This window comes from Emticicia sp. CRIBPO, from assembly GCF_009905725.1.
GTDB lineage: Bacteria > Bacteroidota > Bacteroidia > Cytophagales > Spirosomataceae > Leadbetterella.
In genome coordinates this window covers 346,947-372,155 of sequence record NZ_JAAAKV010000001.1, presented here as the reverse complement: position 1 = coordinate 372,155, position 25,209 = coordinate 346,947, and the positions used below count along the sequence as shown (strand labels likewise).

At 44.6% G+C, this 25,209-nt stretch carries 17 protein-coding genes; 13 read left to right on the top strand and 4 right to left on the bottom strand.

From position 1 onward, the window contains the following. Positions 1-55 precede the first annotated feature (55 nt). From GVN16_RS01620 to GVN16_RS01600, 5 genes are all read left to right on the top strand, one after another. A complete protein-coding gene (locus tag GVN16_RS01620; protein WP_166562083.1) occupies positions 56-1,048 on the top strand; it encodes a FecR family protein in 993 nt (330 codons plus the stop codon). Between the two features lie 11 nt (positions 1,049-1,059). Then, entirely contained in the window at positions 1,060-4,410 is a 3,351-nt protein-coding gene (locus tag GVN16_RS01615) for a TonB-dependent receptor (RefSeq protein ID WP_166562082.1), read from the top strand. Positions 4,411-4,437: 27 nt separating this feature from the next. After that, positions 4,438-6,114, top strand: coding sequence for a RagB/SusD family nutrient uptake outer membrane protein (locus GVN16_RS01610; protein WP_166562081.1), 1,677 nt, complete (start codon positions 4,438-4,440; stop codon positions 6,112-6,114). Positions 6,115-6,177: 63 nt separating this feature from the next. Then, a complete protein-coding gene (locus GVN16_RS01605) occupies positions 6,178-7,497 on the top strand; it encodes a polysaccharide pyruvyl transferase family protein (RefSeq protein WP_166562080.1) in 1,320 nt (439 codons plus the stop codon). A 2-nt stretch (positions 7,498-7,499) separates the two neighbouring features. Next, positions 7,500-8,765, top strand: coding sequence for a polysaccharide pyruvyl transferase family protein (locus GVN16_RS01600; protein ID WP_166562079.1), 1,266 nt, complete (start codon positions 7,500-7,502; stop codon positions 8,763-8,765). A 282-nt stretch (positions 8,766-9,047) separates the two neighbouring features. Here GVN16_RS01600 and GVN16_RS01595 read toward each other — a convergent pair whose 3' ends face one another. Then, complete coding sequence (locus GVN16_RS01595; RefSeq protein ID WP_166562078.1) at positions 9,048-10,724, bottom strand: GH39 family glycosyl hydrolase; 1,677 nt, start codon at positions 10,722-10,724, stop codon at positions 9,048-9,050. Positions 10,725-10,894: 170 nt separating this feature from the next. Here GVN16_RS01595 and GVN16_RS01590 point away from each other — a divergent pair, with 170 nt between their 5' ends. From GVN16_RS01590 to GVN16_RS01575, 4 genes are all read left to right on the top strand, one after another. Next, positions 10,895-11,128 carry a hypothetical protein gene (locus tag GVN16_RS01590; protein ID WP_166562077.1) on the top strand — a complete coding sequence of 78 codons (234 nt, stop codon included), beginning with the start codon at positions 10,895-10,897 and terminating at the stop codon, positions 11,126-11,128. A 62-nt stretch (positions 11,129-11,190) separates the two neighbouring features. Further along, on the top strand, positions 11,191-11,358 hold the full coding sequence (locus GVN16_RS01585; protein ID WP_166562076.1) for a hypothetical protein: 168 nt from the start codon (positions 11,191-11,193) through the stop codon (positions 11,356-11,358). Positions 11,359-11,483: 125 nt separating this feature from the next. Then, complete coding sequence (locus GVN16_RS01580) at positions 11,484-11,981, top strand: hypothetical protein (protein ID WP_166562075.1); 498 nt, start codon at positions 11,484-11,486, stop codon at positions 11,979-11,981. Between the two features lie 197 nt (positions 11,982-12,178). Next, on the top strand, positions 12,179-14,974 hold the full coding sequence (locus tag GVN16_RS01575; protein ID WP_166562074.1) for a COR domain-containing protein: 2,796 nt from the start codon (positions 12,179-12,181) through the stop codon (positions 14,972-14,974). A 58-nt stretch (positions 14,975-15,032) separates the two neighbouring features. Here the strand turns inward: GVN16_RS01575 and GVN16_RS01570 are convergent, their stop codons facing one another. The 3 genes from GVN16_RS01570 to GVN16_RS01560 all read right to left on the bottom strand — a co-directional run bounded on the left by GVN16_RS01570 (position 15,033) and on the right by GVN16_RS01560 (position 19,275). Next, positions 15,033-15,932, bottom strand: a complete 900-nt coding sequence (locus tag GVN16_RS01570; protein ID WP_166562073.1) for an MBL fold metallo-hydrolase — start codon at positions 15,930-15,932, stop codon at positions 15,033-15,035. Positions 15,933-16,463: 531 nt separating this feature from the next. Further along, entirely contained in the window at positions 16,464-18,881 is a 2,418-nt protein-coding gene (locus GVN16_RS01565) for a M56 family metallopeptidase (RefSeq protein WP_166562072.1), read from the bottom strand. Positions 18,882-18,888: 7 nt separating this feature from the next. After that, a complete protein-coding gene (locus tag GVN16_RS01560) occupies positions 18,889-19,275 on the bottom strand; it encodes a BlaI/MecI/CopY family transcriptional regulator (protein ID WP_166562071.1) in 387 nt (128 codons plus the stop codon). Positions 19,276-19,530: 255 nt separating this feature from the next. Here GVN16_RS01560 and GVN16_RS01555 point away from each other — a divergent pair, with 255 nt between their 5' ends. The 4 genes from GVN16_RS01555 (at position 19,531) to GVN16_RS01540 (ending at position 25,150) form a co-directional block, all read left to right on the top strand. Beyond that, complete coding sequence (locus GVN16_RS01555; RefSeq protein WP_166562070.1) at positions 19,531-21,873, top strand: PDZ domain-containing protein; 2,343 nt, start codon at positions 19,531-19,533, stop codon at positions 21,871-21,873. 533 nt (positions 21,874-22,406) lie between these two features. Continuing rightward, positions 22,407-22,991 carry a hypothetical protein gene (locus tag GVN16_RS01550; protein WP_166562069.1) on the top strand — a complete coding sequence of 195 codons (585 nt, stop codon included), beginning with the start codon at positions 22,407-22,409 and terminating at the stop codon, positions 22,989-22,991. Between the two features lie 136 nt (positions 22,992-23,127). Continuing rightward, positions 23,128-24,237, top strand: coding sequence for a DUF2911 domain-containing protein (locus GVN16_RS01545; RefSeq protein WP_166562068.1), 1,110 nt, complete (start codon positions 23,128-23,130; stop codon positions 24,235-24,237). Between the two features lie 118 nt (positions 24,238-24,355). Then, positions 24,356-25,150: a helix-turn-helix domain-containing protein gene (locus tag GVN16_RS01540; protein ID WP_166562067.1), complete on the top strand. Its 795-nt coding sequence runs from the start codon at positions 24,356-24,358 to the stop codon at positions 25,148-25,150. Positions 25,151-25,209: the final 59 nt, after the last annotated feature.

Genomic DNA, 25,209 nt, shown 5'->3' with positions numbered 1-25,209 from the left:
AGTCCGCTAAGTGTTTTATGAGGTTTATCCGTCATTACTTCAAATTCTTTCTAAAATGAATACCCAGGTAACCAAAGAAATATTGTTTCATTACTTTTCAGGCCGTGCTACTGTATTTCAGAAGCAAACGATTGAGGATTGGGCAAAGGACCCGGGCAACCGGGAGGTGTTTTTCAATCACCTGTTCGCATGGGAAAAGGAGAATGCACAATATGAACCCGATACAGCGGCGGCTTTTGACCGTCATAAGGAAAGAATGTCGGTATTTAAGGCCGACAGCAGAGACGATGAGCATGAAAAAACGGGCCTCGGCCGCCGTTTTAACTTCCTCATGGTGGCTTCTGTCGTCGTTTTGCTGCTGGCAGGAGCCTGGTTTTTTCGTGAGAACATCATGTTTGATATTTATAAAACAGGTTACGGGCAGATCCGCTCGCTTCAGCTACAGGACGGAAGCAAGGTGGTAATGAATGCCAATTCTGAACTGAAGGTGCCGAGATTCGGGTTCGGAAATTCAACCCGTCAGGTAGAACTGACCGGAGAAGCCGATTTCTCAGTGACACACCGGGCCGATAACCGGAAATTTGTGGTAACCACCGACCGGAATTTTGAGGTAGTGGTTTTCGGAACTGAATTTGTCATTAACACACGCAGGAAAGGAGCAAAAGTCGTACTGAATAAGGGAAGTGTACAGCTCAGATATCAGGAAGGCACCGCACAGAAAAACATGATGATGAAGCCCGGCGACCTGGTGACGCTTGATGAAAGGAATCAGGCCAGTATCCGGCAGGTTGCTTCTACTCAGCAACATTCAGCCTGGAAGGAACACCGGCTGGTATTTGACCAGACCACACTGGCAGAGGTGGCCCAGATGTTTGAAGACAATTACGGACTGAAAGTGGAAATACCCGACTCAGAATTAGCCGGCTGGACGATTTCGGGTTCTTTTTCAGCAGATAACAGCGAAGAACTTCTGCAGACACTCACAGAAGCGGCGGGGCTTACCTACCGCAAAGAAGGAAACAGGATTATTATTTCAACCGACCATTAAATCGTTTTACTATGAAAAAACCGATACTTACCCTGCTCTTACTGGGGGTATTGCTGGCTGGAGTATACCCGGGTTTTGCCCAGATTCTGGCCAGTGCCCAACCGCAGCAAGGCAGAGAGACCCAGACCAAACCTGCCCAGAAAAAACTCAAAGATGTACTTAAGGAGCTCAAAGACCATTATCGTGTGGATATTTTGTTTTTCGACCGCAATGTTGAAGGTTTCAGCATAGGGGCCAATGCCGTGAGATTTAACCTTAAACTGGAACAAAACCTGGATGCTATACTGAAACCTAACGGGCTGAATTACAAAAAGTCGAAAAACGGAGGATATGTGATCATCAGTCAGAAGGAAAAGAAAGCAGAAAAACCGGAAGCCGGGTTTTCCGAAGAAACGGTAACGCCCCAGCCACAATCGCTGAGAGCAGATGAAGACCGTGACATACCGGTTTTGGAGAGGGCTTTTGAACAGACCGTCAGCGGAAAAGTGACGGATGATGAAAAAAAAGAAGGTTTGCCGGGCGTCAACGTCATTCTTAAGGGAACAACCAAAGGGGTAACTACCAACACCGACGGAAGCTTTTCCATCAGCGTACCTGACGGCAAGGCAGTGCTCGTATTCAGTTTTATTGGTTATGAGCCCCAGGAAGTCACGGTAGGTAACCAGACTTTTATCAATATCAGCCTCAAATCCGATCTGAAAGTACTGTCTGAAGTGGTGGTGGTGGGCTATGGTACCCAGAAGAAAAAAGACCTTACCGGGGCTGTGACCCGTGTGGACCCCAAACTGAATGAGACCAATCCCAATGTCAATGTGGTACAAAACCTCAGGGGCTCTGTGGCCGGGGTGAGGGTGGTAGACACAGGCCGTCCGGGAGCCGACGGTACCATCAGCATCAGGGGAAACAATTCAATATCCGCCAACACCGCCCCTCTGATTATCCTGGACGGCATCATTTACACAGGAGGGCTTTCAGACATTTCCTCCAATAACATTGAATCCATCGATATCCTGAAAGACGCCAGCTCGGCGAGTATTTATGGTTCAAGAGCTACCAACGGTGTTATCCTGATCACCACTAAAAAAGGAACCAGCAACAAACCACGATTGAATTACAATACTTATTATGGTTTCTCGGATTTTGCAAGGACACCAAAAATGATGGGTCCGGAAAAATACCTGGAGATGAAAAAAGATGCGGCAGCCTACCTGGGTCGCCCGCTGACACTGAATGTTATTGAAGAAGCCAACCTCGCAGCGGGCAGAACCATAGACCCCTGGCAGGCCATATCGCAGGACGCCCCCATGTCAAATCACGAGATCAGTTTATCAGGAAGGACCGAGAAAGTCAATTATTACCTGTCGGGGTCTTATACAGATATGAAAGGGAGGATCATGGGTGATAATTTCTCGCGTTTTTCTTCCCGTCTGAACCTGGACGTGGCGGTGACCGGCTGGCTGAATGTGGGTACCAACACCGGGTATAATTTTAAGGATTATTCGGGCGTGAGGGCCTTGTGGGGCAATGCCAGCTATCTGAGTCCTTATTCGTCCATATTTTATGAAGACGGGGCCTTGAAGCAACTGCCGATGGACGACGGGCTGGCTCCTAACCCGGTTTTTGCTACCCTCCGGAATGATAACCTCAATACTTCCAATACCCTTTTCAGTAATATTTATGCCGATGTGGCTTTGCCATTGCCGGGTTTGTCTTACAGGATCAACGTGGGTAATAACCTGAGGTTTAACGAAGAGGCCAATTATGCTCCCTCGGTGAGCGAGCCGCGTGACAATAACTTTGTCCTGGGAAGCGGCAGCAAGGGGCATCGCAAGCACCATTACTTTACTATCGAAAACATTGTTAAATATCAGAAAGTGTTTAAAAAGGACCATGCTTTTGATCTGACCTTACTCCAGAGTTTTGAAATTACGAAGGAAAGTGCCTCCAGTCTTTCGAGCAACAATATCTTTAACGACGCCTTGTCATACAACGGGCTGGGAATCGGGGAGAACCAGCTGATCACTTCCAGTGCTACTGAAACCAAGGCCAATTCCTACATGGGCCGGGTGGGTTATAAGCTGAAAGACAGGTATATGCTGAATTTTACGATCAGAAGAGACGGGTTTTCGGCCTTCGGGTCGGGGCGTAAGTACGGTAATTTCCCTTCAGCGGGTATAGGCTGGCTGATTTCAGAAGAAGGGTTCATGTCTGATCTCAGGAATATCACCTATCTGAAACTGAGGTATTCTTATGGAAAAAACGGCAACAGGGGCATTTCGGCTTATTCGTCGCTGAGCAATATGAGCCAGGTAGACAACCAGTATGTTTTCGGAGATAACGGCTCTACCAGTATCGGGATTACACCCACCACCATGGCGAATAGTTTTTTGGGATGGGAAACCACCGTGGCGTCTAACATCGGTCTGGATTTCGGCATCCTGAAAGACAGGATTTCGGGTTCACTGGAGTATTATTCTATGCATACTTCTGATTTGCTGTTGTCGCTCAGAATACCGAATATGACCGGATATGAGTCTTTCTTTACGAACATCGGGGCTACAACGAACAAAGGGCTTGAGCTGACGCTTAATTCTACAAACTTTACCAAAGGCAGGTTTACGTGGTCAAGTAACCTGGTTTTCTCCTTTAACAGGAATAAAATTGCCAAGCTGTCAGGAATTGACCTGAACGGCGACGGTAAAGAAGACGATGACATTGCCAGTAAAAGGTTTATCGGCTATCCGCAGGGTACCAATTTCGATTATGTGTGGGACGGCATCTGGCAAACCGGTGATGACATTTCGATTGACCCGTCTGCCAAGCCCGGATTTATCAGGTTTAAGGATGTGGACGGAGACGGGAAAATCACGCCGTCGGATCGTCAGGTATTGCATTCTTCGCAGCCTGATTTCCTGACAGGGCTAACCAACAGGCTTTCTTACGGTAATTTTTCTTTCTCATTTTTACTGAACGCCGTGGTGGGAGGGTACAGCAGTAACGGACTGCTGAATCATGGTACTAATTTCTTTGACCGCACCAACCTGATGGACCTGCCTTACTGGACCCCGGAAAACCCGCTGACCGACAGGCCGAGCATTGGTTATCCTAATCCGCTTGGGTATGGATTTTATCAGAGCCGTACGTTTATGAGGCTGCAGGATGTAAGTCTGGTATATGAATTTCCGAAGATGCTGCTTTCCAAAGCAAAGATCAATAACCTGAGGATGTATATCAGCGGTAAAAACCTTCAGACCTGGACCAAATGGGCCGGATGGGACCCTGAGCATGGGTCGGGTGGCCGGGATGCTACCAACGGACCTTTGCTGAAATCGTGGGTGATCGGACTTGACCTGGGACTCTGAACAACAACCTTATTATTACTAATCAAAATGAAATCATTGACTATATTTTCGAAAACTGCCGCTGCTTCCCTGTTTTTCATCCTGCTGGGGGTAAGCAGCTGCAAGGAAAGTTTCCTGGACGAAAAACCGCTGGACCGGTTCAGTCCTGAAAACCTGCTGACCAATAAATCAGGTTTTGAAACGGTAATTGTGGCCATTCACAAGGCCGCCAGGGAAGAAAGGACACTGGACCGCCCTGATCAGATGGGGATCGGCACAGATGTGTCAACCAGCGGTGTGGCTGACGGCCGTTTTATGAAAGATTATAAACTGGTGCTGCCTAATGACCAGATAGTGACTTATTACTGGGACTGGGCTTATGCAGGCATGCTGAAAAACTGCAACCTGGTGATCACCCGTTCTGAAAAGCCGGGCATTGACTGGACCGAGGCAGAGAAAAACGCGATAGTGGCAGAAGCTAAGTTTTTCAGGGCTTTTACTTATAATGTACTGGTCAATTTATTCGGAGGCGTGCCGATTGTGGATGCGGAACTGACCCAGCCCCGTTTTGATTTTAAGAGGGCAACGAGGCTTGAAGTGCTCCAGTTTATCAGGACAGACCTCGAATTTGCCATTCAGCACCTGCCCAATGTAGAAAATGCCGCGACCAAAGACGGCCGGATATTTAAGGCAGCGGCTTTGCATTTATTATCTGAAGTGTACATCAGTCTGGGCAGGGAAACCAAGGACGCGACGTTTTATGACAAGTCGATAGAGGCAGCCACGAAAGTCATTGACGGGTCTGCAGGCCAGTACAAACTGATGACGGAGCGGTTCGGGAATACCAGCCGCCAGGGAGATGTGTTTTCAGATTTATTCTGGACCAACCAGCAGAACCGTGCTTCGGGCAACCTGGAAACGATCTGGGTGGTGCAATATGAGTACCTGACCGTAGGCGGTGCCGAGCAGATGAACCACGACATGCGTTGGTGGGGGCCGCAGTTTGAGAATATCCGGTCTCCGGACAACAAAAGGATCCTGGTCAATGACTCCCTGGGGAGGTCTCAGGGTGGTAACCGCCCGACCAACTATTTCTTTTACGATATCTGGAAAGATAAAAACGATATCAGGAATTCGAAACATAACATCAGGAGAGAATGGTATTATAATGACCCGACGTCAGCTTATTTTAAAAAGAAAGCAAAGTATGTGGTAGTCGGAGGCAAGGCTTTTATTGCCGATGAAGCGGGAAAAGCAACGACGATCGCAGTGGATACACTGAGATGGTTTTATCCGATGATCCGTAAGATAGAAGGGGTGCTGCCCCAGCCGATTTCGGGCAGAACCAATAATGACCAGATCAGGATGCGTCTGGCCGAAACTTACCTGCTGAGAGCAGAGGCTTATGTGCATAAAGGGATGAACGCCCAGGCTGCTGCCGACGTGAACGTGGTCAGGGCAAGGGCCAAAGCCCAGCCGGCACTGGCTTCCGAAATGAGTCTTGATTACATCCTGGATGAAAGGGCCAGGGAACTGATCATCGAGGAAGCGAGGAGAAGGACCCTGGTCAGACTTGGGCTGCTGTATGAAAGGGCTGTCAGATATAACTGGGATGCCAAAGCGACCATGCAGCCTTTTAATGAGCTGTGGCCGATCCCTCAGAAAGCGATCGACGCGAACAGGGATGTAAAACTGCCGCAGAATCCGGGATATGCCGGATCTTAACAAAATCAGTCAGAGACTTCAGGTGCTCAATCTTTGTTTGTCCTGAAATAAAATTAACATACTATGGAAAATAATTCCCGGAGAGATTTTCTTAAGCTGTCAGCTTTGCCTTTGCTGACCCCGGTATTTAAACAGGGTAATATACATCTTAAAAAGAAACCCGTCATTGTGCTGCGGTCGTCGTGGAATGATAACAACATCGGAGACATAGGGCATACGCCCGGCACGTTGAGAATATTGGAAACACATTTGCCTGAGGCAGAAATCATGCTATGGCATGCCCAGCCTCGACCTGTAACGGAGGCTCTGATCAGCAGGAATTTCCCGAAAATAAAGATCGTCAGAGGCAGTTTCTATGATGAGAACGGAGAGTTGACAGGGGAACTGAAGGATGCTTTTGAGCGAGCCGACCTGTACATTCACAATTCCGGTATGTCTATGAACTACGGCCTGTTCAATTTTGAATGGGGCGGGCCGATGTCTAACCTGGCACCGTTTTATTACTGTATTGAAAACAACAAGCCCTTTGGTTTGTACGGGCATTCCTTCGATAAGTTTGTGCAACCTTCCATGTCCTTGTTCCGGGACGTGCTCAGCCGGGCATCGTTTATTTATTGCAGGGACGGGGATTCGGTGAAGTTTCTGAAAGAGAACCGGTTTAAAACCCCGGTCCTGGAATTCGGTCCCGACGGATGTTTCGGTATAGATGTCAGGGACGAGTCCAGGGGACTGGCTTATCTCAAAGAAGCAGGGCTGGAGGAAGGGAAGTTCCTGGTGGTTGTGATCAGGACCAATACCCCGCATCTGAACAGCACAGGAAAAGGCGACCTGATGAATCCGGCACCAAGCCCCGAGCAACAGGAACAGGACAAATCACGGATGAATAAAGTAAAAGACCTGATCAGTACCTGGGTACGTCAGACCGGGAAAAAAGTGCTGATAGCTCCGGAGGCACTGAAAGAAACCCGGTACGGTAAAACCATGCTGTATGATACGCTTGATGAGGACGTAAAAGCCAGAGTGGTCTGCCGCGAAACCTTCTGGAATGCCGATGAGGCGATGTCTGTTTATGCCAGGGCCCACTGTATGTTTGGGATGGAACCGCATTCGCTGATCATGGGGGTGGCCCTGGGTGTGCCTGTGGTGCACGCCCGGCCGCTGAAACATGGCCGCAAAGGCTGGATGTTCAGGGATATCGGGGTGCCGGAATGGCTGTTTGAGATAGACCAGTCGGAGTCTGCAGCCATAACAGGAGCCATCATGAAAATTCACGAAGATTATCCCGGAGCAAAAAACAAGGTGAAAAAAGCCCTGGATGTAGTAAAAGACCGTCAGAAGGAAACGATGGTAACCGTAAAAAAACTAGTTAAATACGAAATCTAAATATGAAACGTCGTCAATTTTTACAGCAGACCTCGCTTTTGACAGCGGCCGCTTTTATTCCTTTTCTTAGCCGTGCTGCCGGTAAGGCCGATCCGGTTTTACTGATCACCTCCGGCTGGCAGGATGTGAACATCGGCGACATAGCCCATACGCCCGGTTTGATCGGGCTGTTGAGAAAGCGATTGCCCAAGGCAAAAATCATCCTCTGGAAAAAGAGTAAAAGCCAGATGGTAGAAGACATGCTGAATAAATACTATCCGGAAGTAAGAATTATTCACGGAGCTGTCAATAAAGAATCTGAGCCGCAATCTGATGAAGTGAAACAAGCTTTTAAAGAAGCAGACTTCTTTCTTCACGGATCGGGGCCGTCTGTGGTTGCTTCTGATTATCTGCAGGCCTGGGATAAACAAACGGGAAAACCTTTCGGGATTTTCGGGGTCACCACACAAAATGTAACGCCTGCCCTGAAAGACCTGCTGGTCAAAGCAGCCTTTATATTTACCCGCGAAACGGCTTCGATAGAAAAACTGAAAGAGGCCGGGGTGACCGGGCCGCACATTGCTTTTGCCCCTGATGCCACATTTGTGCTGGAAATCCATGATCCCGCCAGGGCCAATGATTTTATAAAAGCGAATCAGCTGGAGTCCAGGAAGTTTATCTGTGTGATTCCCCGCCTGAGGGTGACGCCGTATTATAAGATCAGGTCGAATAATGCAGGGTGGACCGAACAACGGATCAGGGAAGTAGATGAACTGAACGACAAATGGAAGGAGATTGACCACGCCAAAGTAAGAGAGGCTATGGTGGCCTGGGTCAGAACCACAGGCAATAAGATCGTGGTTTGTCCTGAAATGACTTACCAGGTTGATATTATTGATGAATTGCTGGTTAATCCGCTGCCTGATAACGTAAAGCCTTTTGTAGTGAAACATGGCTACTGGCTGCCTGATGAAGCGGCTTCTTTGTATGCACAGGCACACACGGTGCTGAGTTACGAATGCCATTCCCCGATCATCGCGGCAGCTAACGGCACACCTGCTTTCTACCTTCGTCAGCCTGAAGATACTATTAAAGGACAAATGTATTATGACCTGGGTTTAAAAGACTGGACTTTTGAGATCAACGAAACGACAGGAAAGCAGATCAATGAGCGTTTAATGGAAATTCATAAAAACTATAATGCTGCCAGGAAGAATGTGAAAACCTCTATCGGCAAAGTAAATCAGCAGTACGATGCGGCTTTTGAGGTGATAAAGTCGAAGGTATGAGGCTTAGAAAGGCCAGGAAGTGCTGAACTTGGCATAGGCATAGAACAAGACCAGCAGAATAAATACCCCCTGGAGCATCTTTGTTACACAGAATTCTACCATTGATCTGAAGTCTTTCATCACTATATAATTTCTCTTAAATGTAAAACAAAAATAGTAATAAATTGGTTTTTTGTTTCACAATTCTTTTAACCGGACTTATAGGTTGATGAGAGGAGGGGCTCCATAAAACAAACAGCCCGCGATTTAAACCGCGGGCTGTTTGTTTGAAAGATCTTTGTTTTACCATTTAAACTGCAGAAACGAGACCCCTTGTCTTGGCAACTGCATTTTGATCTGAGCGGTGCCTTTGACCGGGCTGATCCACTCCGGGGAAGTAAGGAGTTGCAGCTGACCTGCTTTTTCCAGGGCTGAAATCTGCTCCGCAGTAGGTTGTTTCGGTGAACCCATGCGTTTCCAGGCTTCGTAAGCATTGCTGTTGTTCTGGTCTATCCTGTAATGCGAGACCAGTATTCTGCCCGCAGGAAGGCCTTTGACCAATACTTCTACAGCGGCATCAGGTGCCGGAACGTTATCATCGTGGTAGTTCCACACCATCACACCTGCCGAATTGGTGCTTTTGGAGGCCAGCCCGTTGATATCGGCGGCTTCGCGGACGCTTTGGTCGCGTACTTTTTTATAATCGTAGGCCAGGTTTTGTTTGACTTCCACCCGGTTGCCTTCCATCATACCGAACATCCTGAAAACATTGAGCACCGGTTTGTCTACGCCATTGGTGGCCAGATCGCGGAAACCTCTGAACCAGGCCTGGTCTTCAAACTCAAAGGCCCAGGTGACAGCCCCGAGCAGATTCACCCCACGGGCATCTGCCAGTTCATATTTACGGGCAAAAGACGCGGCAGTGTAACTTGAATACATGGTGCCGTTGCGGTAAGCATTCTGCGGATGCAGGTCTTCAGAACAAGCCGCACAGCCTTCCGGATCCGATTCTCCGATCACGATCGGTAGTTTTTTGAGGGTGGGGTAAGAGGCCACGATCTCAAAACCCTTGTCGATGTCGCGAAGTTGGGTACCCATGTTCATCTGCACATGCCCGTCTACAATTTTCGGGGCACCTTTAGCATGATAGGTAATGAAATCAAGCGGAGACCCAATTTTACCCGTCGCATAGTTCTTTCCTTTGGTCACATGGTCCAGGAAAGTCCTCATGAACGTCGCTGACTTGTCCCACGATGGCCCGGTGACTTCCGGTCCGCCCATTTTGGCCGTCGGCAATGCCCTTTTGACGGCGTCGGCCGAGTAATCATACAATTTGATGTATTCTTCTGTCGTCCCTTTCCAGTAGCCGATGTTCGGTTCATTCCAGAGTTCCCAGTACCAGCTTTCCACTTCTTTCTGGCCGTATTTAGCCACCGAGTGTTTCACCCATTGGTAGATCAGCTCCGCCCATTTTTTATAGTCTTTGGGAGGGTATGCCCATCCGGTGTAAATGTCGTTGTAGTTGTCGCCCGGTTTCCAGTAGTGGCGGTAAGGCACCGGTTTGCTTGACAGGGCCTCCGGCATAAATCCGATCTGGGCCATGGGTTTCATGCCCCTTTCTATATAAGTATCGAATATTTTATCGACGATGGTCCAGTCGTAAACCGGGTTACCGTTGGCATCTTCGGTGTAGGCGTTGGTAGAACCCCACTTCAAAGCGGCCACGCCGTCTCCCGTTACCAACAAACTATGAGCCCTCACAAACACAGGCACTTTGCTCAGTTGGGATATTTCGGTGAGTAGCTTTTTACCATCTTTCATGTAGGTGTAGTTCGGTTCGTCGTACCCAAACCAGGCCCAGATGGGCTTCATAGGGCCTTTGACTTTGTTGAGGTCCACATCGATGGTGACGGGCTGAGCAAAAGCCGGGACAGAAACGCCGATGCTGACAAGTAAGAGGAGTAAGTAAATTTTACGCATATTTTAAGGAGATTATTTGAGGTAATGATAGGGAATAATTGTCAAATCTACATCCTGCCGGAGAGGGGTTTTGTGTTTTCAGCAGAGTATATGCCCGATTTTATCGATATCTGCTCAAAATCAATGCCCGGCAGAGGCCCGGACAGAGTTTGGTTTACACTCCCCTCGATATGATCTCAGAGATCCTCGATAAGACCAAAAAGCTGCTCGATATGATCTCAGAGGTCCTCGATAAGACCAAAAAGCTGCTCGGTATGATCTCAGAGGTCCTCGATATGATCAAAAAGCTGCTTGATATGATCTCAGAGGTCTTCGATAAGACCAAAAAGGTGCTCAGTATGATCTCAGAGGTCCTCGATAAGACCAAAAAGCTGCTCGATATGACCTCAGTAGCTCCTCAATAAGACCAAAAAGACGCCCGGTATGACCTCAGTAGCTCCTCGATTAGACCAAAAAACTGCTCGATATGATCTCAGAGGTCCTCGATAAGACCAAAAAGCTGCTCGGTATGATCTCAGAGGTCCTCGATAAGACCAAAAAGATGGTCGATATGCTCTCTGAGGTCATATGTATGACGAAAAAGATGCTCGGTACCCTGTTTGAGCTCATGTTAAAGAAAGTTGATGTCGGCTGAATGACTAAGATGCTTCCAATCCGGAGAATAATCAATATCTTGACGGCTGTTTGAGGCCGGATTCTCGGTTTTAAGCATGCTCAAGTGTTTAAATGTTTGATTTTTAATAGTTTAAAAATATCGATATGGGAGTTTCAATCCATGTATATAAAATAGAGGCGAGTGAATCGCTGGAATCCGTGGTAGACCTGGAAGAGCAATTGCATGAAAAGCAGGACGCTAAAGAATTTGTCGACCTGTTTCAGTTGTATGAAGACCTGGCCATGGTGCTGGCGAATGTGGTCGATCCTTTTGAGGAAGAAGAAACGTTTGAATACCAGGTGATCTGCGGACAGGTGGTGCCGATGGGCGACGAACCCGACGCCAGTTATTTCCAGGTAGGGGGATTCCTGTCGTCACAGCAAGTCAAGGCATTTTACGCCACCATCAAAGAAAGAAGCCTGGACACCGAAGCCGGTTTCCTGGCCTTATACGACCGCCTCGACGAAGAAGTGAAAACGACCCTGGAAGAATACGGCTCACCCGACAAAGAAATTTTGTACGAAGGCTATTTAGAACCCCTGATCAAACTCTATGCTGAGACCGCCGCTGAGGGCGGGGCTTTGGTGTTTTGTGCGGGGTGAAGTAAGGCCTCACTACGCTCCGGATATATCCTTCATTACCCATACAGATGAGGGATGTATTTAATTTCTTCACCAGGTCATTTACTCCGGATGACTACCTCTTTTTTAATTCCTCTTATTTTGCGGGTTTACGTTTATATATTATCTTGATTCGTTTTTTCAAAGAAACGATATAATAACCTTTAAACTTATCCCCGATGTCCGACCTCGCCAGGCAGTTAATTGCAGAGAATAAAAAGACCAAAGCTACTTTTCTGGATTTGGGTATGTGTGGTTTGGTGAATGAGATTCCTGAAGAGTTGGGGGATTGTGTTTGGTTAGAGGAGTTGAATTTTGGAAAATATTATATAAACGAGAATGGAAGAGATACTGAAAGTGAGAATGGCTATGTTCAAAATGAGTTTGTGGGGTATAGGTTACGGATCTTATCAAAACTGAAAAACTTAAAGTTTTTGCATTTATATGCTCTTGGAATTTCTGATCTGAGTTTTATAGGTGGCTTATCTCAACTAATTTGTTTGAATTTGAGCCATAATAGAATTTCCGATTTACGGTTTATATTTAGTTTAAAAGGGTTGCAGCGTTTAGATTTAAGCTATAATAGAATTTCTGATTTGAGTTTTATTAGTGGTTTTAGTGACTTACAATATTTGGATTTAAGTCACAATAAAATTTCTGATTTGAGTTTTATTAGAGGTTTGAGTGGCTTACAATATTTGGATTTGAGCTATAATAGTATTAATGACTCAGGTGATGGTCATTACTTAAAAGGTCTAAAATATTCGAATTTGGATCTTAGTAAGGTCTCTGATTTGAGTGCTATTGGTGGACTAAATGGTTTGAAGTATTTAGATTTAAGTGTAAATAATGTTTCGGATCTGAATTTTATATCCGGACTTTATGATTTAATGTGCTTAAATATTAGTAGAAATGATGTAAAAGATATATCTCCACTTTTATATCACATAAAGAAAGGCCTATCTGTAAGATTAGAAGAGGGTTTATTCACTGATAATGGAATTATTGTAAGCGATAATCCTATAATGATTCCACCAAAGGAGGTCTTGTTGCTGGGGAACGAGACTATTATTGAGCATTTTGAAGGGAAATTAACACCACTAAATGAATGTAAACTTATTTTTGTTGGAGACGGATCTGTAGGTAAAACAAGTTTAATGAAATGTTTGGTAGGTATTGAATTTGATAAGTATGAAAAGACAACTCATGGAATTAATAAAATTGCATGGACTGATTTAAAAACTAAAAAGAAAGAAGCTATAAAAGTGAATCTTTGGGATTTTGGAGGACAGCATATACAACATTCGCTTCACCAGTTTTTCTTTTCGGAAAGGGTTATATATGTGTTAGTATTGGATCCAAGAAATGACCAAAAAGCCAACTATTGGTTAGAACAGATTGAAAAGTTAGGATGTGATTCTGAGATTTTCATTGTTTATAATTGGAAAAATAAAGAAGATAAAGTAGCTAACTTTTTAGGGAATTTTTATGAGCTTAGAAAAAGATATACGAACCTAAGAGAACCCTACTTACTGTCTTGTAAAACAGGTGAAGGAGTTATTAAATTCAAACGAGAACTAAGTAACTGCATCAAGAAAAGTGAGGGATTAACGACTAAATATAGAAAGGAGTGGTTTAAGATTAAGAATCAGCTGGAGATTGATGTTTCTGTTGAAGCTAATTACATTGATTATGATGATTATAAAACACTTTGTATAGGAACAAACTATTACGATCCAGAAAGTCAGCAAAGGTTGTTGAAAATACTAAATTCAATTGGGTCAATTGTATATTTTGACAAACCTATTTTGGATCAGTATCCTGTACTTAACCCTGAGTGGATTACCACCGGAGCTTATGCAGTGTTAACGGCTAAACAGACCAATGATAAAAACGGGCACCTTACTTGGAATGATTTAAAGCAAATTTTTAAAGAAGAAAAAGAGATTTTTTCAGATAAAAGTATTAAAATAAAGTATAATGAAAATCAGTTCCTTTTCATTATGCAACTGATGATTAATTACAATCTGTGCCAAATCAAACCTTTTGCAGAACATGAGTATCTGATTCCCTCGGCTTTCGGCGAAAGGCCTCTGAAAGAATATGAAACAGCAAAGGCGGATGCCAGGCAATACCGTTTTCAGTTTGAATCACCTTTTGAAATGCTGATCATTCACCGATTCATTGCCATGAATATTGAGAAATCACAGGGGGAAGATTATTGGCAATCAGGTATTTATATTAAGCATTCCAGTGAAACCTATGCTTTGGTCGAGACGAATCAATACTCGAACAGGATTGATTGCTGGATCAAAGGTGAAAATATCAGGGGTTTTTGGGAAGTCATAAGAGCCGATTTTAGAGAGATTTTCAGGGTATATAAAAAATTCTCTTTTGAAGAAGAGGTTCTGTATCTGAAAGACGGAAAGGAGTATTTTCTATCTTACAAGGAAATGGAAACTTGTTTTAAAGATGGTGTAACTTTTCTCACTTATCACCCTATCCACAGAATATCGGTTAATGTTTTAGAAGTGTTGGAATTATTTCAGGACAAAAGCGAAACAGAAAAAATTATGAAGGAAGAAAAGAAGACGGATGTACATCAGGTATTTAACTTCAATCCGCATTTTGAACAGAACAATACAAACAGCAATGTCACCAATGTAAAAGTTGATATCACAGGATCTGATCAATTGGAAGCCATCAAAGAAATCTTACTTGATCTGCAGGATACAAGTGCTGAGAATAAAGAATGGCGGGATATCCTGATAAAGAGTCTGGACGAATTCAGCCGTCTGGAAATGGCAGAAGACAAAGCAGCTCAGAAAACATCTGTAAGTATTATAGAAAGAAGCTTTAAAAAACTAAAGGATTTTAAAGATGTGGTTACCATTGGTTTATTGCCTGTAGATATGACCAAGAAAATCCCTGAGTTGTTTAAACTTTGGGATGATTTCAAGCTTCATTTTTTATAGTAAAAAGCCCCCCCGGAAACATTCCAGGGGTGCTCCAATAATATCTTTTAATTCAATCTCAAACCCCACCCAGTTCCTCGTAAGTAGCCTGGATGCTTCTGACGATGCCATCGCCCTGCATTTCCGTAACGCCGGGAATAGCAGTGATTTTCAGGATTTCTTCTTTGGTTTTGCCGGCTTTGATTTCCTTGCCGATGTGATCATACAATTTCGCCAGGTAATCCTGGAACACTTTGATGTCTTCTTTTCCGACAACGATTTTCTCCGGATCAAAGGCATGACCACACACAAAGAGGGTTTTACTGTCGAAGGTCGTCAGGGCTTTGCCCAGCACCATCACCCAGTTTTTGGCGGAGGCCCCGGCTGCCCGGTCTACAAAAGGATATCTCCTGTTGAAAAGCAGGTCGCCCATGTGGGCAATGTTGGCGTTTTCAAAATGGATGATGCTGTCGCCGTTGGTATGTCCGGGTCCGAAGTAATATGATTTGATGCTTTCGTTTCCTACTTTTTGTTTCCAGGTATCGGTAAATGTCAGGTCAGGGTAAAGCTGTTTGTCTTCTGTTTTGGCTTTTTCTGCACTGATCTTCTGGTTTTTCAGTGAGTTTTCATGAGCCACCACATGCTCTGCAATGCCCTTGAAAGAAATATTTCCTCCTGAGTGGTCGCCATGGTGGTGGGTGTTGATCAGGAATTTGATAGGCTTCTGGTTCAGTTTCTTAAGTTCATCAATCAAATGAACGGATGGCTCCGGAAACTGGGAATCTACTACGGCCATGCCTTCCGGTGTCAGTAAATAGGCGATGGTGCCGCCTCTTTCGGTAAAAATACCGACGCCGCCGCGGAGGTCCTTCATTTTGTAAGGGTTTTCTGCCAGCATTTGTGCCAGTAGTGCTTTGCCTGACAGGGCCATGGTGCCGACGGTCAGTGCTGAGGTCTGAATAAAATGTCTGCGATTCATAGTTTAATATGGGGTTTTAAAAGTAATTTCTGCTGCATCTAATACGATATAAAGTTAAATCAGAATCCGGAATAAACAGGAAGAATAGATGAAATATTAAAGAATGAAGATGAAAGGGATTTTATGAAATACGGGACGCTGTGATGGAGGACAAAATGGGATTCATGTAAGACCCGGGATAAATTGAATTGTGGACTTTAATGACAGATGAGTAGTTGAATTTATACATGTTGATGATATAAGCAATTGAATGCCCCGGCGTGAAGGCGGGGGCAAATACAATTGTGGTTCAAGCCGGGCCCGGAGTCTTTTCTTCATGTGTAATGGAGGTCGTTCCGGCTGACTATATTAAATAAACGTGTCGTCGAAGCCCAGTCCGGATAAAGGAAAGAGAATCAACGACACGTTTATCTGTACCTTTTCTGAGGTAAACAGACATGGAAATACCCGGCTCCGGAATGGAACTTTTAAGTACAGATACAGTTGAATTTTGAATCCGGCCTGCAGAGGAAGGCCTGATGTTTAAAGGTTTTATTTATCCAGGAACACCCCGGTACCTGTCATTTTTACAGGGCCATAATACAGTCCTTTGCCGGGTTTGATGCCGTATTTGTTTTTGAGCCTGGCCTGCAGTTCGGCAGATTGTTTTTTACCGTTGACTACAAGTTCTTCTTCGCTCAGTCCGAACCACTCTACCTCTTTAGGTTTAGCGACCACCCTGGCTTCCAGCAGTTCGTTAATAACCCCATTTACCCTGGCCAGATCTGCGAGGTAGTCTTTCTCGTTCGGTAGTTTTTTTCCTTTTATGTTGACCTCTTCAGACATCCTTTTCTTTCTTAATGCTTCATTCTGCTCTTTTGACCTGCTGCGTTCATCGTCCTTACGTTGCCATTTTTCTTCTTTCTCTATTTTTTCCATCTTCTCCGGTTTCTCTTCCTTTTCTACTTTTTCCGGTTTCTCTTCTTTTTCTATTTTCTCCTTCTTCTCCTTTTTGTCAAATTCGATCCTGGAAAGCTTGTCTTCCTTTACTTTGTACTTGGCTTCTTTCTCCTTTTTCCATTCACGTTTATCCTCCTTTCTGTCAAATTCCATTCTGGAAAGCTTATCATCCCTTAGCTGGTACTGTCTTTCTTTCTCTTTTTTCCATTCACCTTTATCCTCCTTTCTGTCAAATTCCACTCTTGAGAGCTTGTCTTCTTTCAGTTTGTGCCTGTCCGATGCTCTGTCAAATTCTACTCTTGAGAGTTTGTCTTCTTTCAGTTTGTATTTTTCTTCCTTTTCTTTCTGCCTGTCCGATGCTCTGTCAAATTCTACTCTTGAGAGTTTGTCTTCTTTCAGTTTGTATTTTTCTTCTTTGTCTTTCTTTAGTTCATACAGCTTATCAGATTCTGTTTTCTGAAGCTTCAGTTCTTTCTCTTTCCTGATGTCGGATAGCCTGTCTTGCTTTTCCTGCATTTTCAGATCGTTTTGGATCACTTCTGCTCTTCTCTTTTCCTGTGACAATGCCAGGTTTTTTTCCATGGCGTTCTTTTTCTCTTCACGGGCTTTATCAAAGGCTGCCATCATTTCGTCGTAAAGGCCTTCATGTTTGGGTAAGTCACTTTCCGGCACAGGCTGACCGTCGATTTTCAAGGCTGTCAGTTTCCGGTCGGTAAAGCTGGCGGTGTATTCTTTACCATTTTCATAAACCCCGGTGATTTCCTGGTTGAGCATGTCGGCATTGCCTTTGGAGAAACGGATGCTCTTTAGTTTTTTGGTAGAATCTTGCGTGGACACTGCCGGGTAGATTTGAATCACAGGAGACACTTTTACGTCATTGCTGATCTCCCTGTTAAGCGGGTTTTCAACAGAAGTTTTAAGCTGAGCAGAGACATTTTGTTCAGGCTTGGCGGCGATCTTCGGAACCTGAAGTTCCTCAGGCAGATAGGAGAAGGCCGATGCGACGACCACTCCCGTAATTAACAGGATTTTTTCCATAGTATTCAATCGTTTATTTTCATTGTAAATAATTCTTTTCAGGCGGTTGGCGAGTTGGTTTCCTTTCAGGCCCAACGCTAAGGCATGGGATGAGGTAAGTGGCTGGCTGTGGTGAAAAGCCAGCAATGCTTCCAGGTAATTGCTTTTGACTGAAGTGTGGGCCAATACGAGGTCGTCACAGCAGTTTTCACGTTCATCCCTGATCTGGGCTGATACCCAAAGTATACCCGGATTAAAGAAGAATACGGCTTCTGCGATGTTCTGGAGCAGGTTTACGAGGTAATCTTTGCGGTGAATATGGGCCAGTTCATGCCAGAGGATCGTATCAATCTGTTGCGGAGGCAATTGAAGGATAAGCCCGAGAGGAATGAGGATCACAGGTTTAAAATGGCCAACGGTCACGGGCACTTTGATGAGACCGGACTGCAACAACCTGACGGTGCGGTTGATGCCCAGCTGTTGACAGAAACTGTTTATTTTTTCGGTGTAGGCCTCACCGAGTTCATCAACCTGCGTGGTCCGGATACGGCGGATGTACAGGAGGGCACCGATAGTATTGACGCTCTTGAACAAAAAGAAGGCCAGCCAGAAAGCAAAGATCCAACCCGAGTATTGGTTGACCCGGCTGGTGATGACAGAGATAAAATCATTTTCTGCCACATTAATGCCCGGATGTACAAAGTCAGGGTTTTCCAGGAAGACATTGCCTGACAGATTTGCGGTTTTATGGCTGGTATTACCGACCGTCTGCAATTCCGTCATAAATACATATCCGACAAGCAGGACAAAGAGCAATAGCGAGCCGCATAAAAGCCGGTACCTGAGTTTCGCAGACGATTTCCGGGTGAGGGTCATCAGTAATCCGGCCAGGGCGGCGGTCAGGAAACCTATCCATAAAGAGTGGATCAATGTCCACGAAATAGCCCTGATGTGTTCGTTAACCAGCATTTGAGATACAAATAAAGGTGTCATGATTTTGTTATTTTTGATCCATTTTTTTGATCAGCTCCCTGAATGTCTCCATTTCCTCTTCCGACATCTTTTTGTCGCCCAGCAGTTGCATCATCAGGTTTCCGGCAGAACCCTTAAAAATGGTATCGACCACCCTGTCGAGCAGCAGTGCCTTGGTTTTCGACTCTTCCTGTGCAGGGCGGTAAATGTGTTTCATGTTGGTCTCATCTTTTTCAAGGAAACCCTTTTCCACCATGATCTGCATGAGTTTCAGGGTCGACATGTAAATCACGGGCCTGATATGCTGGTTCAGGTGATCATTGACAAACCGGGCCGTGGAAGGGCCAAATTCCCAGAGTACCTGGAGGATTTCCAGTTCTGAGCGGGTGGGTTCGTTACTTGTTTCTTTTTTCATCTGGAATATAATTAAGCAGGCTTTTTCCGGCAGGAAAATGTTGACCCCCTTCAGGGTCATCAATGCAGTTTTAAGCCTTTTCATGTTTCGTTAAACAAACCTAAGAAACTTTTCTTAATTAACCTAAGAAATGTTTCTTATTTATTTGAAAATTTTATTTCTGATTTAAAATGAAGGTTTGCGATGTTGATTTAAAGTCCTTTTCTTAATTTGGAGATTCATTGTCAACCTTATTTCTTACCGGATAATAAAGCTATGATGTTCAGATTGTGTTTCCTGTTCCTGTTCGCGTTTTTTGCAGTCAAAGCCCAGGTCAAAGAAGTTTATGTGGCCGTTAACGGTTCCGATAGAAATATTGGCTCAGCTGCTTCTCCATTTAAAACCCTGGATAAGGCTTTGCAGTTTTCAAAGTCTGCCGGAAGTAAATCCGTACGCATTCATGTAAAAGCAGGGGTGCATTACCTGGATAAAACACTAGTTATTAAAAGTGAAGATTTTAAGAATACCTCTGTTCAGATCATCGGCGAGCAAAATGCGGTGATCAGTGCGGGGCGTCGTCTCACCTTAAAATGGCGGCCGTACAAAGACGGCATTTATGTAGCCATGTTGCCGGACGGGCAGGGTTTTGAGCGGTTGTATGTCAATGGAGAATTGAAACCTCTGGCCCGTTTCCCGGATGATGATGCAGCAGCGAGGGTTTTTCACGGAACCTCTAAAGACGCCATCAGCTCGGAAAGGGTCAGCCGCTGGAGAGACCCGGCGGGAGGATATGTGCATGCCCTGCATGAACACGAGTGGGGTGGGTTTCATTATCTGATCAAAGGTAAGAAAGCTGATGGCACACTTGACCTGACAGGAGGCTGGCAAAACAACCGGCCCTCGGGCATGCATAAGGAATACCGTTTTGTAGAAAATATTTTTGAAGAACTGGACGCTCCCGGAGAATGGTTCGCGGATAAAAAAGAGAACAAACTTTATTATTATCCGGAAAAAGGGACAGATATCAATAAAGTCATTGTAGAAGTATCCCACCTGAAAAACAGTATTGAATTAAAAGGCTCACTGGCTCAGCCATTGCAGAATATTGAGCTTAAAAATCTCCGGTTTGTCCATAACGAACGCAGTTTTATGGATACCCGTGAACCTTTGGTGCGTAGCGACTGGACGATTTACAGGGGAGGGGCAGTGCTGCTGGAGGGCACAGAGCTTTGTAAAATAACAGATTGTACGTTCAACGGAATCGGAGGCAATGCCATTTTCTTTAGTTTTTATAATAAAGGGGCAGTGGTCAGCGGATGCCATATCAGTCACATCGGTGCCAATGCTGTGGCGTTTGTAGGTGACCCTGAGGCGGTGCGTTCGCCGTCGTTCCGTTATGAAGATTATGTGTCTTATGACAAAATGGACAAGACACCGGGACCACTGACGCAGAATTTTCCGCAGGAATGTGTGGTGACAGACAACCTGTTTCATCATCTCGGCGAAATAGAAAAGCAGGCCACAGGTGTGCTGATTGAAATGTCGGCTTCAATCACCGCCGCTCATAACACCATTTATCATACCCCCAGGGCCGGGATCAACATCGGCGATGGTGCCTGGGGCGGGCATGTCATTGAGTTTAATGATGTGTTTGAGACGGTCCTTGAAACGGGTGATCACGGGGCTTTTAACTCGTGGGGGCGTGACCGTTTCTGGGCTCCGGGTAGAAAATACATGGACAGTCTGGTGGCGAAGCACCCTGAGCTGATATTGCTGGATGCGGTAAAACCTGTGATTCTCAGGAACAATCGCTTCAGATGTGACCATGGCTGGGACATTGATCTCGATGACGGCTCGTCTAATTATGAGATATATAATAATGTATGCCTTAACGGCGGTCTGAAACTGCGGGAGGGATTTTACAGGAAAGTGACCAATAATATCCTGGTCAATAATTCCTTCCATCCACATGTATGGTTTTTAAACAGCGGGGATGTTTTTGAACATAATATTGTCATGAAAAAATATTTCCCGATCAGGATAGACAGCTGGGGTGGGCGGATAGATCATAACCTTTTTCCGGATGAGGCGGCCCGGAGCGAAGCCCGTAAGAATGGTACAGACGGGAACAGCCTTTTTGGTGATCCTATGTTCAGAAATGCTTCGAAAGGAGATTATTCGGTATCTGATAATTCCCCGGCCCTGAAACTGGGCTTTAGGAATTTTCCAATGGACTACTTCGGAGTCAGGAAAGCATCATTAAAACAGATAGCCGCTAAACCGGAAATACCGAGGCTGAGTACAAATGAAAACCTGGCTAAAGGTACACAGGAAGCATTCCTGGGCGGAATCATCAAAAATGTCGAAGGCCTGGGCGACCGCTCTGCCTACGGCCTGCCGGATGAAACCGGTGTGGTTATCGTTTCAGCGGCCGCTAACAGCCTGCTTTATAAATCAGGATTAAGAGAACGGGACGTCATCAGGTCAGCCGATAATGAGCCCGTTAAAGGTATGAAAGACTTGCTGGATATTTACCGTTCAGCCAACTGGAAGGGAAAGGTCGAGGTGGAATTTTACAGAGATCAGCAGTTGAGGAAAGGAATGATGTTGTTGAAGTGAGGGGACTGGAGAAAAGGAGAAAGGTTATTCGTGGTTGCTTTGGCTGTTATGTCGGCTGTTTTTATGCAGTTAGTAATTTCAGATAAAAAGGTATTTCCCGACCCCGCCAGGGTAAAATATCTGTAGAATACAAATATTGACGAATAATTATGACCCCGGAACAGGTCAAATGTTTTTTGTATTTTTGGCTGGTGGCTGTGTGGCTTTTAGCGGTTATCAGCTTTTTTGTCTGGTAGAAAATGTTGTAATGTTGTTGAGAGGCTATTTGAATTTTATGAATTATTGAGATATTGTTTTAGTTATTATGAATATGCTCAGTTTACATTTTGTTTTGTAGATTTTAGTATTCTATATTTGTCTTGATTTATAAGCAAAACTTTTAATATGACCGGAAAGGATTTAGCCAATTATCACAAAATCTTGAACGACAAGATTAAAGAAGTCAAGAGTAGTAAGGAAGCTGCTCTTAATGTGCTTGTTGTGGGTGGAATCCTTACCAAAAACGGAAATCCCACAAGACGATATAAAGAAGCATGTATTTCCCTAATCAAGGACTGACTCTAGGATTTCACGGCTGCGATTCTACAGTTGTTGAAAAAGTTATCTCAAAAACAGAAAATCTTAATCACAGTACCGCAGCTCATGAGTGGTTAGGTGATGGTATATATTTTTGGGAATATAGCCAGATGAGAGCATTTGAATATGCAGAAGAGTTGAAATTGAAACCCCGCAAAAATGGTCCGTTAATCGTTACCCCTGCAGTCTTAGGAGCAGTATTGGATCTTAAAAATTGTCTGGATTTAACAACCAGAGAAGGTTTGGATTTGCTCAAGACGGGGTATCAAATTTTATACGAATCCTATAAGATATTGGGAAAGGAAATGCCAAAAAATCTGGGGACGGATCCGGCCGGGATTTCATTAAGGAGAGTTCTTGATTGTGCAGTTATTAATAATCTGAATAAAGAACTGAAGGCATTTGATAGTATCAGAGGTGTCTTTTGGGAAGGCGATGAATTATATCCTGGTGCGGGATTCAGAGAGAAAAATCATATCCAGATTTGTGTAAGAAATCAGAATTGTATATTGGGATATTTTCATCCCAGAGATGAGGTGTGATTTTGTTCTATCATGTCTATTCATCATTCAAAATAAAATCCTCACCTCCAATACCTTCAAAAAAGAATTAATGGTAACTTGTACTGATTTAGTACAGAACAAAATTTTAGCTTACCCTTATATCTCCCGAACCTTCATGAAAAATTTCAGACTCTTATTTGCACTTGTTTTTATTTCAAATGTCGTTTTTGCCCAGCTGGATGTGCCGCCTGTGGCGGGCAATCCGAGAGCCACTGTTACCGAGGAAGTTGGCATCACTTCTATTTCCATTAAATATTCGAGGCCTGACGTCAACAAGCGGGAAGGTAAAATATGGGGAGACGGAAACCTGGTTCCGAACGGATTTACGACCAACAGTTTTATCACCAATAAAAACACCTCTCCATGGCGTGCCGGTGCCAATGAGATCACGGCCATTACATTTGAACACGATGTGAAAGTAGAGGGCCAGCCTTTGAAAGCCGGAACGTACGGATTATTTATAGCCATGGCCCCTGATAATGCCACGCTTATCTTCTCTACGCAGGCCGAGGCCTGGGGAAGTTTTTATTATGAAGAGAAATTCGATGTGCTGAGAGTGAATGTAAAACCAGTGGCACTTGACAAAAGCGTAGAGTATCTGAAATATGAATTCATAGACCATAAGGACAAAAGTTGTGTGATTGCCTTACAATGGGAAAAACTCTCGATTCCTTTTAAAGTAGAGGTAGACACCGATAATATTGTATTGGCGAGACTAAGAGAACAACTCGTAAGCCAGAAAGGGTTTAACAGCACCAACCTGATCCAGGCTGCCCAGTTTTGTGTGACCAGGGGCATTAACCTGGACGAAGCCCTGGTCTGGAGCAACAGGGCCATCACAGGCAACCAGGGCCAGAGAAGTTATGTATCACTCAGAAACCTGGCTTCGGTTTATGAAAAAATGAACCGCACCGCACAGGCAGATTCTGTGATGAACGAGGCTTTGTCATTAGCCACTGCTGTTCAATATACCGCTTATGGAAGGATATTGATTTCACAGAAAAAGGCAGATAAGGCTATGGAAGTTTTTACGGCTTCTCAGAAGAAATTCGGGGATGTTTTCGGGGTAAACAGTGGCCTGGCCAGCGGTTATTCAGCCAAAGGAGACTTTGCCAATGCTTTGAAATATGCCGGGAAAGCAGTAGCCCAGGCACCGAACGAAAACACCAGGAAACAGATAGAGGCTCAGATAGCTAAACTGAAAGAAGGAAAAGATATCAATTAATAAACAAAGCCCGGGAATTTTCTGATGCTGTATTCCGAATGTAAATTTTCATTTTCAGTAAACTGTGTAACCTTTTTGGATAACATAGGTTTACAGACCCGGATGAAATATATTCGAAATGGAAGTATTGGAGAAAGGGTCATATTCAGGGAATGTGATTTTAAGCCATGGCAATGAAAACCTGTTAGGCTGCATTACGGCCTATACCAGTGATAACTTTAACGGAGAACTGCATTACCATGAAAATGCTCACCTGAGTTTCTTCCTGGAAGGTGGTTGCGTTGAAAAAAAGAAGGATCGGTATGAGATCAGTCCGGGTAAAGTGACTTATTATCCTGCGGGAGAGTTGCACCAGGTCCTCCTGGTTGCTAAACCATCCCGCAGGATTAACCTGGAATTACAACCCTGTTTTTTCGAACAAGCTAAAATCTCCGGCCTATCCCTGCAATCCCTCTTTTTGAATAATCCGGATGTTAAATTCCTGATGGTAAAGATGTACCGGGAATTACTTCTGCAAGATGATTTTTCGATGGCTTCTCTTGAAATGCTGTTGTTGGACCTGATCTTTAAAAACGAAAAATGTAAAGAACAAAACCACTGGCCACGGTGGGCGGTGCTGGTCCGCGATTGTCTGCATGACCGCTACAACGAGAAAATCACCCTTCATGAACTGGCCGGCGTTGCAGGAGTTTATCCGGTAACGATCTCGAAATATTTTCCTCGATATTTCGGTTGCACACTGGGTGAATACATCCGTAAACTTCGCGTGGAATCAGCCCTCAGTTTAATTAAGTCTTCCCGTTTGTCATTGACGGAAGTGGCATTTGAATGCGGCTTTTTTGACCAGAGTCATTTTATCAGGGCCTTTAAGGAATTCAATGGTATTCTGCCGGCAGCGTATAAAAACCTTTAATACAAGGCAGTATAATTTCATCCTATTTGGTATTCCGGTTCCGTTTTAGCTTTGCCTTA

Excerpts from the sequence above, each read along its gene's own strand:
- GVN16_RS01615 (WP_166562082.1), top strand. The coding sequence starts at position 1,060 with ATGAAAAAACCGATACTTACCCTGCTCTTACTGGGGGTATTGCTGGCT.
- GVN16_RS01545 (WP_166562068.1), top strand. The coding sequence starts at position 23,128 with ATGAAAAATTTCAGACTCTTATTTGCACTTGTTTTTATTTCAAATGTC.
- GVN16_RS01570 (WP_166562073.1), bottom strand. The coding sequence starts at position 15,932 with ATGAATCGCAGACATTTTATTCAGACCTCAGCACTGACCGTCGGCACC.
- GVN16_RS01620 (WP_166562083.1), top strand. The coding sequence starts at position 56 with ATGAATACCCAGGTAACCAAAGAAATATTGTTTCATTACTTTTCAGGC.
- GVN16_RS01575 (WP_166562074.1), top strand. The coding sequence starts at position 12,179 with ATGTCCGACCTCGCCAGGCAGTTAATTGCAGAGAATAAAAAGACCAAA.
- GVN16_RS01580 (WP_166562075.1), top strand. The coding sequence starts at position 11,484 with ATGGGAGTTTCAATCCATGTATATAAAATAGAGGCGAGTGAATCGCTG.
- GVN16_RS01550 (WP_166562069.1), top strand. The coding sequence starts at position 22,407 with ATGTATTTCCCTAATCAAGGACTGACTCTAGGATTTCACGGCTGCGAT.
- GVN16_RS01590 (WP_166562077.1), top strand. The coding sequence starts at position 10,895 with ATGATCTCAGAGATCCTCGATAAGACCAAAAAGCTGCTCGATATGATC.
- GVN16_RS01560 (WP_166562071.1), bottom strand. The coding sequence starts at position 19,275 with ATGAAAAAAGAAACAAGTAACGAACCCACCCGCTCAGAACTGGAAATC.
- GVN16_RS01540 (WP_166562067.1), top strand. The coding sequence starts at position 24,356 with ATGGAAGTATTGGAGAAAGGGTCATATTCAGGGAATGTGATTTTAAGC.
- GVN16_RS01600 (WP_166562079.1), top strand. The coding sequence starts at position 7,500 with ATGAAACGTCGTCAATTTTTACAGCAGACCTCGCTTTTGACAGCGGCC.
- GVN16_RS01555 (WP_166562070.1), top strand. The coding sequence starts at position 19,531 with ATGATGTTCAGATTGTGTTTCCTGTTCCTGTTCGCGTTTTTTGCAGTC.
- GVN16_RS01595 (WP_166562078.1), bottom strand. The coding sequence starts at position 10,724 with ATGCGTAAAATTTACTTACTCCTCTTACTTGTCAGCATCGGCGTTTCT.
- GVN16_RS01585 (WP_166562076.1), top strand. The coding sequence starts at position 11,191 with ATGATCTCAGAGGTCCTCGATAAGACCAAAAAGCTGCTCGGTATGATC.
- GVN16_RS01610 (WP_166562081.1), top strand. The coding sequence starts at position 4,438 with ATGAAATCATTGACTATATTTTCGAAAACTGCCGCTGCTTCCCTGTTT.
- GVN16_RS01565 (WP_166562072.1), bottom strand. The coding sequence starts at position 18,881 with ATGACACCTTTATTTGTATCTCAAATGCTGGTTAACGAACACATCAGG.
- GVN16_RS01605 (WP_166562080.1), top strand. The coding sequence starts at position 6,178 with ATGGAAAATAATTCCCGGAGAGATTTTCTTAAGCTGTCAGCTTTGCCT.